7 protein-coding genes, 2 tRNA genes and 1 other RNA gene are annotated in these 11,942 nt (G+C 62.9%); all 10 read right to left on the minus strand.

Translation table 11 applies throughout. The features are described from left to right. Nucleotides 1-209: 209 nt before the first annotated feature. Nucleotides 210-1,187 carry a methylmalonyl Co-A mutase-associated GTPase MeaB gene (meaB, locus tag AB1792_05695; GenBank protein ID MEW5701705.1) on the minus strand — a complete coding sequence of 326 codons (978 nt, stop codon included), beginning with the start codon at nt 1,185-1,187 and terminating at the stop codon, nt 210-212. Nucleotides 1,188-1,397: 210 nt separating this feature from the next. Continuing rightward, nucleotides 1,398-2,027 (minus strand): hypothetical protein, encoded by a 630-nt coding sequence (locus AB1792_05700; protein ID MEW5701706.1) that lies wholly within the window; start codon nt 2,025-2,027, stop codon nt 1,398-1,400. A 387-nt stretch (nt 2,028-2,414) separates the two neighbouring features. Then, the gene (gene recJ, locus AB1792_05705) at nt 2,415-4,121 is read right to left on the minus strand and encodes a single-stranded-DNA-specific exonuclease RecJ (GenBank protein MEW5701707.1); all 1,707 of its coding nucleotides are present in this window, start codon (nt 4,119-4,121) and stop codon (nt 2,415-2,417) included. A 34-nt stretch (nt 4,122-4,155) separates the two neighbouring features. Next, nucleotides 4,156-4,537: RNase P RNA component class A (gene rnpB, locus AB1792_05710), an RNA gene on the minus strand. Nucleotides 4,538-4,892: 355 nt separating this feature from the next. Beyond that, a complete protein-coding gene (gene guaB, locus AB1792_05715) occupies nt 4,893-6,356 on the minus strand; it encodes an IMP dehydrogenase (GenBank protein MEW5701708.1) in 1,464 nt (487 codons plus the stop codon). A 148-nt stretch (nt 6,357-6,504) separates the two neighbouring features. Continuing rightward, on the minus strand, nt 6,505-7,215 hold the full coding sequence (locus tag AB1792_05720) for a C4-type zinc ribbon domain-containing protein (GenBank protein MEW5701709.1): 711 nt from the start codon (nt 7,213-7,215) through the stop codon (nt 6,505-6,507). 182 nt (nt 7,216-7,397) lie between these two features. Further along, nucleotides 7,398-7,474, minus strand: a tRNA-Val gene (locus tag AB1792_05725). 87 nt (nt 7,475-7,561) lie between these two features. Further along, nucleotides 7,562-7,634 (minus strand) — tRNA-Ile (locus AB1792_05730). A 142-nt stretch (nt 7,635-7,776) separates the two neighbouring features. Then, nucleotides 7,777-9,522: a DNA primase gene (gene dnaG / locus AB1792_05735; GenBank protein ID MEW5701710.1), complete on the minus strand. Its 1,746-nt coding sequence runs from the start codon at nt 9,520-9,522 to the stop codon at nt 7,777-7,779. 89 nt (nt 9,523-9,611) lie between these two features. Further along, on the minus strand, nt 9,612-11,942 hold a 2,331-nt coding region (locus AB1792_05740), incomplete at its 5' end, for an endonuclease MutS2 (GenBank protein MEW5701711.1).

Genomic DNA, 11,942 nt, shown 5'->3' on the forward strand with positions numbered 1-11,942 from the left:
CTCGGCATGCACCCAATATGTTCCTTCGACCCGGCGGGTGTCCAATCGTTTGTACGGCCCTGCCACATTGCGGGAATCCGGCAAACCTGTCACCCTGAGCGAAGCGAAGCGTCCGCTTTTCCCGTTGACGGAATCACAGCAGATGCTTCGCTTCGCTCAGCATGACATCCCTGTGGTTGCCGTCCACTCAGTGGCTACTCTGCGGTCGTCTATTCCCGCGACCGACACCAAGCGTCAAACAGACGGCGCGCCAGTGTGTACGGATCGGCCTGGGCAGTCGCGATCTGTTCGACGGCCTGCTCGAACTCCGCCGCGACCAGAATCTGGTCCTCCATCCGCAAACGCGCCAGCTCGGCGAGCGACAAGGTCAGATCCGCCCGCGCCCGCCGTCGCACGACCCCATTGGGGTCGGCGGCATCGTGGAAACGACGGTGCGACTGTGTCGCCTCCCAGAGGCCGTCGGTCCCCTCGTCGTCCACGGCAACGGTCGTGAGCACGGGAGGGTTCCAGTGCGGCGTCGAGGCGGTGCTCTTGGCCGCGCTGCGACGGATTTCCTGCTTCACCTCCAGAATCGACTCCAGCTCCGCTTTGACCCGTTCGGCCCCCGGACGATCGGCCTTGTTGATGCAGAAGACGTCGGCGATCTCCATCAGTCCCGATTTCATCGCCTGAATCGCATCTCCCGATTCCGGGACGAAGACGACGATCACCGTGTCGCAGACCGAGGCGACATCGAGCTCCACCTGCCCGACACCGACAGTTTCCACGAGGATCAGGTCAAAGCCGAATCCTTCGAACGCCACACAGACATCCCGCGTGGCGGCGGCCAGACCGCCGGGTGACCCGCGGGTCGCCATGCTGCGCACAAAGACACCGGGCAAACCGTAGAGCGACTGCATGCGCACCCGGTCGCCCAACAGCGCACCCCCGGTGAACGGACTGGAAGGATCGACCGCGACCACCCCGACCTGATGTCCCTCGTTCGCCAGCTTGAGCGCCAGCCGGTTGACCAGCGACGACTTACCCGCCCCTGGAGGGCCGGTCACGCCGACACGATAGGCGCCCCGACGGTGCGCGAAGATCCGGGCCAGCGCCTCATGGTATCCCGGCGCACGGTCCTCGATATAGGTGATCATCCGCGCCAGCGCGAGACGATCACCGGAGAGAAATCGGGAGAGGAGGGACATTATTCTATGCTCGTTGGCGTGTCCGGTGTCCGTCAGTCCTCAATCTACGCCTGTCAGCGTTCACCTGTGGCAGTCAGCCCTTGGGCTGATCCGCCGTGGCGGACCGCGTAGCGGCGATCTGCGCGCCACGCTCACTGACGAATGGACCCTTCGGGTCCAAGGTCAGCCCAAGGGCTGACCGGCACAGGAGCCATGACACCTTCCATTTGCTCAAGGTTCTGTGCGGGTCAGCCCTTGGGCTGACCCCGGGCCGGAACGGCCCGTTCGGCCACATTCTCGGCAACACTGCCTGCCAAGAGCGGGCGACAGTCGGTCAATTGAACAAACGAGTCCCTCTCCGGTCGCACAGAATCTCGCGGAGGAATATGCGTAGTCCTCGGCGCATTCGACAAGGCCCGCGCGGACCGGATTTCCATGGATGTACTCCAGCTTGACGCCGAACACCTCTGGCGTGTAGAGCGCCACGTCATCGAATCGGCTCACCCAGACCTTGTGCTGCTTCCGCTTCGGTTCGCCGTAGGTCCGGGCAGCGTCCGCAAAGGCACTGCGCCATTCCCCGGAAACCGAGTCGATCACGATCTGTGCCGTCAGACTCTTCCAGGCACCAATGAAGCGCGACGTCTCTCCCCGGTGTGATGCCCTCGCGATGGCGTGAAAGTGATTGAGCATGAGGACATAGGCATAGATCGTCATGTCATGAAGTTGCCGCTGCCGCTCGAAGAGCTCCAAAGCAGATCGTGCCAGGACGGGGTCGCGAAAGACGGGGATGAAATCCGTGATTGTCGTCGTGACGAACAAGGGGTAGGCCGAATCGTCGATATTGGCTCGGCCACGTTTCATGATGGTCGCTCCGCGACCAAAGTCAGCCCAAGGGCTGACCCGCACAAAGCACACTTTTGGCGAGGTGCCAAAGTGAACGACACCGCCCAGGCCGCGCTCCATGATGGTCGCTCCGCAACCAAGGTCAGCCCAAAAGTTGATTCGCACAAGGCACTCTCTGACAAGGTGCCAAAGTGAACGATATCGCCTGGGCCGTGCTCCATGATGGTCGCTCCGCGACCAGGGTCAGCCCAAGGGCTGACCCGCACTCACTTGATCCCATTATTCTGAGTGTTCCTGCGATCTTATTCCTGTGCCGGTCAGCCCTTGGGCTGACGTTCGCCCGCAGCAGCGGGCGATCCTGTCTTCTTCGGACACGGTGAGGCCGTCGGGAGTCTCACCTATCATTCACATCAACCGGAAGTCCTTCACGCGTAACTGCAAACGGCGGGTGTTGTCCCACTCGATCCGCTCGGGGACATAGGCCAGGTCGATCCGGCCGGAATGCGATGAGAGCGTCGAGGCGCGGTCCCCCATGCCGAAGCCGATGCAATCGAACACCCTGCCGCTGTGGCGCACCTTGAACTTCAGGTGGTTGTTCCCCACGATGTAGGGCGACCCGGCCATCTCGATGCTCTCGCTGACGAAGACGGGACGGGTGTTGTGTGGGCCGAAGGGCGAGAAGCGGTCGAGATTGTCCATGAAATCGTCGGTCAACGTGTCGAGTTCCATGCGGGAGTCAATCACCAGTTTGGGGATGAGATCGTCCTCGGCGAGCCGTTCGGCGGCCACGCGCTTGAAGCGCTCGGTGAAGGCGGGGATCTTGTCGCGGGCAATCGACATCCCGGCGGCGTACTTGTGCCCGCCGTAGCGGAGCACCAGATCGCCGCACTCGCGGAAGGCATCATAGAGGTCGAAGGCGGGAATCGAGCGTGCCGACCCTTTTCCTTCATCGCCGTCAACCGCGATCATCACGGTCGGGACATGGAACCGCTCGACCAATCGTGAGGCGACAATCCCGATCACACCCTGATGCCACCCCGGCGATGAGAGGACGATGGCCCGGTCGCGTGCGCGATCCTGGGCCCGGTCAATCTGGGCCAGCGCCTGACCGAGGGTCTTTTCGTCGAGGATCTTGCGCGTGCGGTTCTCGCGTTCCAGATGGTGCGCGATGTCGATGGCGACGGCATCATCGCGGGTCGAGAGGAGTTTCACGGCGAGCCGGGCATCGCCGAGCCGGCCGACGGCATTGATGCGCGGCGCCAGAATGAAGACGATCTGACCGGTCGTGATCGATTTGCCGATCAGATTGGACACGAAACAGAGCGACTTGAGACCCGGCTTGTTGGTTCGCTCGATTTGGCGCAGTCCATACTTGGTGAGGACGCGGTTTTCACCGACCAGCGGCACGATGTCCGCCGCGGTTCCGAGCGCCACGAGATCGAGGTGCTCTTCCAATTCACTTTCGTCCTGCCCCAAAGAGCGATAGAGCGCCTGGGCGAGCTTGTAGGAGACACCGACTCCCGCCAGATCATCAGTCGGTGAGCCCTTGGGTCCGAGCTTGGGATTGACGATCGCCTCGGCATCGGGAAGCCCCTCACCGGGCTGATGGTGATCGGCGACGACGACCTTGATCCCCTTGCTGCGGGCGTATTCAACCTCTTCAATCGCCGTGATGCCGCAATCCACCGTGAGGATCAACCGAACACCCGTGGCAACGGCATGATCGATGCCGTCGGGGGAGAGCCCGTATCCCTCCACCAGACGATTGGGCAGGTAGTATTGGACGTCGGCGCCGAGCCGGTTGAGGACAAGATACATCAACGCCGTCGACGTGATCCCGTCGACGTCGTAGTCCCCATAGACCATGATCAGTTCACGGTCTTTTAGGGCGCGGATCAGGCGATCCACGGCCGACCGCATGCCGGGAAGCAGGAAGGGATCGGTCAGCTCACCGATGCGCGGCTCAAAAAACTGCTGGACGTGCTCGGGGGAATCGACGCCCCGGGCAAAGAGCAACGAGGCGATCTGCTGCGGCAATCCGCAAGCCACCGCCAGCTCCCGCGTGGCTTCACCGGCCGGTGATGGAGCAAACTCCCACTGTACTGGAGACAACGAACCCCCGGCACAAGTGAGATGGGAAATGGAAAGGATCGGCGAACGATAAGCCGGGTTCTGTTCCCCGTAGCACCCCGGGCGGGGACGTACGGAGCGGCAGCCATTGATCTGGTCGCCTGGTCGCCCAGACGATCCTGCAGCCGACCCGGGAATTAGGCGGAGCGAGCACTCCTCTTCCCTGCTTGGCCTTGCTCCGGGTGGGGTTTACGCGGCCACCTCGGTCACCCAAGATGCCGGTGGTCTCTTACACCACCTTTTCACCCTTGCACCGTGCGTGGCGCACGGAGCGGTAGTTCTCTGTCGCACTTTCCGTCGGATTTCTCCGCCCTCCGGTTAGGAGGCACCCTGCTCTGCGGAGCCCGGACTTTCCTCATCCCGATCCACGATCGAGACGCGGCCGCCTCGCCCACCGATCCTCTGTCAAGTCTCCCTTCTCCTTGGCACTGTTATGTCGTTTATCAACTGAACAACAACTACTTGCCGTTGCGAAGCACCCCGCTTCCGCCGGGAGTGCAGCCTGCCCTCGGAATAATATACGGCGCTGGGACTTATGCGACACGGAAATAGTCAGCATGCCCTCAAGTTACTCTCCCGGTCTCCCGAAAATGGCTGTTGCCGTGAACGTCAAGCAGTTGTTAAATAAAGTGTTACGGCAACGCGCTAAACCACCACATCGGTGACGGCCGCTGACACTATTGCAGCGGCCTCCGAGTTCTCTGGCGGGGATCGGAGGCGATTCCAGGCGCTCTCGGACGCTCTCGATGCGCCCTACGCGCTGGGGTAGTTCGGGGCTTCTTTCGTGATTACGACATCGTGCGGATGGCTTTCGCGTTGCCCCGCGAAGGTAACGCGCACAAAGCGCGCGGTGCGGCGCAGTGCTTCAATGCTTGGGGCGCCACAGATTCCCATGCCGGCACGCAGACCGCCGATCAACTGGTGGATCGAATCGGAGAGCTCACCTTTGTAGGGAACCCGTCCCTCGATTCCCTCGGGCACCAGCTTGGTCATCTCCTCGTCGTCCTGATAGTAGCGATCCCGGGCGCCCTCGGTCATAGCTCCGATCGATCCCATGCCGCGATAGACCTTGAAGGACCGCCCTTCCAGCAGCACCTTTTCACCGGGCGCTTCTTCGGTGCCCGCGAAGAGCGAGCCGATCATCACGGCCGCAGCCCCCGCCGCCAGTGCCTTGGTGATGTCACCCGAGTACTTGACGCCGCCGTCGGCGATCACGGCCGTACCATGAGCGTCGGCCTCCTCGCAGCACTCCAGAATCGCGGTCAGTTGCGGAACCCCGGCACCGGTGATCACGCGTGTGGTGCAGATGGAGCCCGGCCCAATCCCGACTTTGACGACGTCGGCGCCGGCCGCGATGAGATCGCGTGTTCCCTCCCGCGTAGCCACATTGCCGATGACCAACAGCACCTGGGGAAAGGCCTTCCTCAACTGCTCGGCGATGGCCATCACCGAGCGCGTGTGCCCGTGCGAGGTGTCCACGCACAGGCCATCGACACCGGCGTCGACCAACGCTTTAGCCCGCGCCATCCCCTCGTGCGGACCCACGCCGACGGCCGCCAGGACGCGCAGTCGCCCACGGTCGTCCTTGCACGCGTGGGGGAATTGACGGCTCTTGAGAATGTCCTTCACGGTGATCATGCCGCGCAAGTTGCCGTCGGCATCCACGATCGGCAACTTCTCGATGCGGTTGGCGTGCAGTATCTCCTGAGCGGACTCCAGGGAGGTGCCCTCGGGAACCGTGATCAGCGGGGACTTGGTCATCAGCGATCCGATCGAGACGGACGCATCCCGGCAGAATCGCAGGTCACGATTGGTCAGGATCCCCACCAGTTTCCGGCTCACCGTGATCGGAATCCCGGAGATGGAGTAGCGCCGCATCACTTCCAGGGCATCGTGGATCGGCCGGTCGGGTTCCAGTGTGATCGGATCATGGATCATTCCCGATTCCGATCGCTTGACTTTCTCGACCTCGGCCGCCTGCCGCTCGATCGTCATGTTGCGGTGGATGGTTCCCAATCCGCCGTGCCGGGCCATCGCGATGGCCAGCTTCGCCTCGGTCACCGTGTCCATCGCGGCCGAGACAATCGGGATGGGGAGATTGATCGGGCCCAGCCGCGTGGCCACGTCGACATCCCGCGGCAGGACATCCGACTTTGCCGGGACCAGCAGCACGTCATCGAACGTCATCGCCTCGTTCAGCACGCGACTCCGTTCCATGGCAGTTGTCGGATCGACTGGGGATCCTGGGGGATCGTGACGGTCAACGGAGATTGTTCTGCCCTCATCGTTCGCCGGCGATCTGGTCGCGGCATCCTACGCACGTAAACCGGGAGGGATCCCGTCTGTTCCCGGAGAGCATTCCGACTCAGGCGTCATCACTCCAGATCAGAATCCGCCCACACGAGTCGCAGGTGATCAGGCGTTCGGCCCGGCGGATTTCCTGAATCAACTGCGGCGGCAGCGTCTTGTGACACCCGGAGCACGCCTTGTTGCGGACAAAGACGACGGCGCCGGCGCCCTTGCCGCGGCGCACGCGCTCATAGACAGCGACCATGGCGTCGTCGAGACGGACAATGATGTTGTGGCGCTCATCCTCTTTGATCTTGATCTTGGAACCGACCGAGTCCACCTCACGGCGGATCGACTCCAATTGCGCACCGTTGCGCGCCTTGACCTCCTGGAATTGGGCGTCCTTCTCCTGGATTTCCCGGTCGAGCGTCTCGATCCGTTCCAGCGCCAGGAGGATCCCCTCCTCGCTGGCGGCGATGTCCGCTTTCACGTGCTCCATTTCGCGGGCCAGGGCATCGTATTCCTTGTTGGTCTTGATGACCATCATCTGCTTCTGCAGGCGCTCCAGCTCCGTATTCTTCTCCTTGACGCGCAATTCAAGGCGCCGGCTTTCCAGGCGGTTGGCTTCCAATTGGTCACGGGCCTCCGCCACCGCCTTCTCCGCCTGACGCACGTCCCCTTCCAGCGTCTGGATCATATCCGGCAGATAGTCTTTGGAACGCTCCAGTTCACCGAGCTGGTAATCCACTCCCTGCAGTTTCAACAGAAGCTCCACGGTATTCGACATCAGTGATCGACTCCCTCTGGCAGAGTCCGGCTCGTCAAGATCCCCCGGGTCCGAAAAAAAAGCGCACCGATCCGGTGCGCGCCCTCTCTGTGTGGCCGGGATTGAACTGTCGTCCCGGGAATGTGGCCGTGACGGGGATAGACCTGTTGCTCTCCACCGATCAGATTCATCGCATAATCACATGGTGGGCAATACTGGACTTGAACCAGTGACCTTTCGGATGTGAACCGAACGCTCTAACCAACTGAGCTAATCGCCCGCCATTCCTTCCGCCCATGCCCGCGTCCCATACGCCAGGTCCTGCGTCCGTCGTCTCCGTCTCCCGTCTTCTTGTCCGTCGCGCCGGTGGGCCCACCAGGACTCGAACCTGGGACCTACTGATTATGAGTCAGCAGCTCTGACCACTGAGCTATGGGCCCCTGTCGGATCATCGTATTGGGCCGCACATTCATCCTCACGCCAAAGCCATCCTGCAATGGCAAACCTAATTTTCGCCCTTTTTCGCCGTCCCAGTCAAGCGGTTTTTGCCGGCGGTGCGAGAGCCGAATTCCGCCCGTGGCGCTATTCCTCCGCATCGCCGCTGCGCCATTCCCGGTTGAATTCCGCCAGCAATCGTGCTGCGGTCTCTCTGTCGCCGGCACGCTCGGCCTGAGCAATCCGCGCCTTGAGGTGCGGCAGGTCGGCGCGACGCCGACGCTGTCTGAACTCGGCGAGGGCATCAACGAACATTCGCTCACGGACCGCCGGATCGATCGTCACCGACAAGAGTCGTGACCAGCACACCACCTCGTCGGCGTCCGTCCCCAGATCGGTCGGGCTGAGCGTGACCGCCCCCGCCAGTGCCCGTGCCAGCAACGAGGCATACATCCGCCGATGCAGCGGCTCGACGAAGTCCTCCGGTGTGACGACGTCGCGCGCCCGCTCGGGGTATGTCGGATCCTCCAAGAGCACCCGTAGGAACTCCTCCTCCCGACGCACCAGACCGCGTGGGGTCGACTCTGCACCGGCACGCGTGCTGGGCGAAGGCCGTAACGACCGGCGCAGCTTCTCCTCGCTGACATCAAGAAAACCGGCCACTTCGCCAAGGAATGTGTCCCGTCGTGTGGCATCGGTGATCAACGCGGCCAGAGCCAGAAACTCCTTCACCAAACGCTCCCTGGCCATGAAATCAAGCCGTCCTCCGGATGCAGCCGCCGTCTCCCGCTGCACGCGGTACTCGACGATCCCGGGAGCGGCCTGCACAATGGCGGCCAACCGTTCTTTTCCTTCGCGGCGCAGGAAACTGTCGGGGTCATCCCCACCGGGAAGAACGGCCACGTCGACACTCAGGCCGGCGTTGTACGCCAGCTCGATGCCGCGCAACGCCGCCCGTTGCCCGGCGGCATCGGCATCGAACATCAGTGTCACCTGCTTGCAGAAGCGCGACAACAGTTCGGTCTGCGCCGTAGTGAGCGCGGTCCCGGACACCGCCACGACGTTCTCCACTCCGTATTCGATCATCGTCAACCAGTCGAGGTACCCCTCCACGATGATGGCCCGATCCTCGCGACGGATTGCATCGCGCGTCGTGGCCAAGCCATAGAGGATGCGGCTTTTCTGGTACAGGGCAGTCTCCGGCGAGTTAAGGTACTTCGGTTGATCGTCGTCACTGAGAACCCGGGCGCCGAAGCCGACGGTCTTACCGGAGAGATTGATGATCGGAAAGGTGATGCGATTGCGGAAGCGATCGTAGGGCGACCCGCCTTTCGCCGAGACCGAGGTCAAGCCCGCGGCTTCAAGGACATCGCGGCCGATCCCACGGGCCCGCGCGGCATTGGTGATCGTGTCGAACGCCGGTGGCGCATATCCGACCCCCGCCTTACGTAACGTCGCTTCCGCGAAGCCGCGCTTGTTCAAATAGGCCAGTGCGCCCTGCCCTTGCGGCGAGAACAGCGCCCGCCGGTAGATTGCATCCGCCAGCGCGAGGGCCGCGGCGATGTCCTGCCGCCGCTGCGACTGTGCATCATCGTCGCGTTTCCAGGTTGGAAGGGTGATGCCCGCCCGGTCGGCGCAGTACTTCAGCGCCTCGGGGAAACTCCATCCCTCGTGCTCCATCAGAAACGTGAAGACGTCGCCCCCTTTGCCACACCCAAAGCAATGGAAGAACTGGCGATCAGGATGAACCGTGAACGACGGCGTCTTCTCAGTGTGAAATGGACACAAGCCAAGGAAGTTCATCCCGCGCTTCTTCAGCGTGACGAATTGTCCGACCACCGCGATGATGTCGGTGGCTTCTTTGACACGTTCCTTGACGTCGTCGTCGGTCATATGTGAATGCCATCACGGAGATATACTGAGCGTTCCCGTTGGGACTGTGCCACGGCGTGCACGGACGTCAGGAGCACAGGGCTCCTGACCTACTCATGTTCGGCCCGCAGTTTAGCAATCGTGACGCCATCGCCGCCTTCGTTCCACTGACCCAGTCGCTTCGACTCGACACGGGGGTCTTTGGTCAGGAACTCGTTGACGGCGCGACGCAGAATCCCCTCCCCTTTGCCGTGGATGATGCGGACCTCCTGCCATCCGGCCAGGCGTGCGTCATCGAGATAGCGGTCCAGTGTCTCCAGCGCGTCCTCCGCCGTGAAGCCCCGCAAAGACAGCTCCGGACCGACGTCCGTCTCGGCCTGTATGCGCACCTGGCCGGGGCGTGACGAAGGAGGCGACGGCGACTCGACCCGTGCCACGGAGCCCTGATCGAGTGAATAGAGGAAATCGCCGATCCGCACTTTGAGCTTGCCGCGCTCGGCATCGATGTCAACCACCTCTCCCTCCTTCTTGAACGCGGCGATCCAGACGCGGTCGCCGACGGCGGGCGGAGTCGCATCGGAGGGCGGAGCGGGGACGGCCAGCTCCTGCTGCTCGGCGCGAATGCCGGCCAGTCGCTCGTCGATCTTCTTGTGGGACTCCTTGACACGCGCCTTCTCCGCCTGGCTCTCGCGGATCTCCCGGACCAACTGCTCCATTTCACGGCGCGTGGTCTCAACGATACGGCGAGCTTCCGAGAGTGCCTCGCCCTTGCGTTCGGCCTCGGTCTTCTCCAATCGTTCCACGCGCGACCGGAAGAGTTCTTCGAGGGCAACGGCGGCCTTGCGGCTCTGTTCCGCAGCGGCCTGCTGTTCTCGCAGCGACGTCAATCGTTCGTCGAGCTCGTTGAGAAGCTGAGTCATGTCTTTCTCCTGCGCGCCCAACAGCGACAGGGCGCGTTCCACGACCGCATCCGGCAGACCGAGACGACGGGCGATGTCGATCGCATACGATGCCCCGGGCAGTCCCACACGGAATTGGTAGGTCGGCGACAGCGTCTTCACATCGAACACCAGCGACGCATTCTCAATCCGAGAATCGTGCTGAGAGAGTGTCTTGAGGGCCGAGTGATGAGTCGTTGCCACCAGCCGCGCACCGCGCTCCGTCAGGGCCGCGATCACCGCCTCGCCGAGGGCCGCACCTTCCTTGGGATCGGTCCCGGCCCCCAGCTCATCCAACAACACGAGCGTCCTCTCATCCGCCGTCGCCAGCGCCTCGCGGATACGCAGCAAGTGAGACGAGAACGTGGACAGCGAGGATTCAATCGATTGCTCATCACCGATGTCGGCGATCACGCGGCCGAATGTGCCGATCTCTGTCCCGATCCGCGCGGGGACCGGCCATCCCGCCTGCGCCATCAACACCGACAGGCCGACCGTTTTCAAAGCGACGGTCTTGCCGCCGGTGTTGGGACCGGTGACGATCACGACGGTGACTCGCCCGCCCAATGATAGGCTCATGGGGATAACCGGGGCACGCGCCTCCTTCGGCGTCCGTAGCGACTTCAAGATGAGAAGTGGATGGCGGGCCTCGCGCAAGGTCAGTGTCGCGCTGTCGGTACGCTCGGCGACCACGCCGTCCACTTTCAACCCAAAACGCGCCAGTGCCTGGATGGCATCCAGCGTACCGATCGTCTGGGCATCATCCGCCAGTGCGACACGGTGCTCCCGCACCAGATCGGTCAGCTCCAGCAGAATGCGCTCGACCTCGCGCGCTTCTTCCAGCCCGAGCCGCCGCAGGCGGTTGTTGAGCTCCACGACCGACATCGGCTCGACGAACAGAGTGGCCCCTGAGGAAGAGCGATCCTGAATGACGCCGTCATTGGCGGCGGGATCGCCTTCGCGCATGGGAATGACAAAACGGTCATTGCGCAGCGTGATCAGATCATCCATACGCGCCGGATCGGTCTTCCGCGCGGCCAACAGGCGTTCGAGGCGGGTCACCACCGCATCCCGCGCCCCGCGCTTCTCGCGTCGGATCTTGGCCAACTCGGGAGACGCGGTGTCGGCCACATCCCCCTCGGGGCTGATGGCACGTCCGATCGCCGCCCGCAACGGGTAGATTGCGGACAGTTGCTCGAAATGCGCTTCCAGACAGGGGCATTTCTCGCGCGACACGCGGGCAAAACGCAGGAGCGCATCGACACCGGTCAGGAACTCCCCGATCTGGAGCAGAGCCGCCGCATCGAGGTGTGCCCCTTCATGCTGGGAGCGCTCCAAATGGGGACGAATATCGGGAAGCCGTGTCAGCGGGAAATCCTCGCCGACCAGCACCAAGAGCATCTCCTGGAGTTCCCCCCGCCGTCGATCCAGAACGACCGCATCCTCGGTCGGCAGGCGGCGTCGGATTTCCTCTGAACCCATCGCCGTCAGGCACATCCCGGC

This window comes from Candidatus Zixiibacteriota bacterium (assembly GCA_040752595.1).
Lineage (GTDB): Bacteria > Zixibacteria > MSB-5A5 > WJJR01 > WJJR01 > JACQFV01.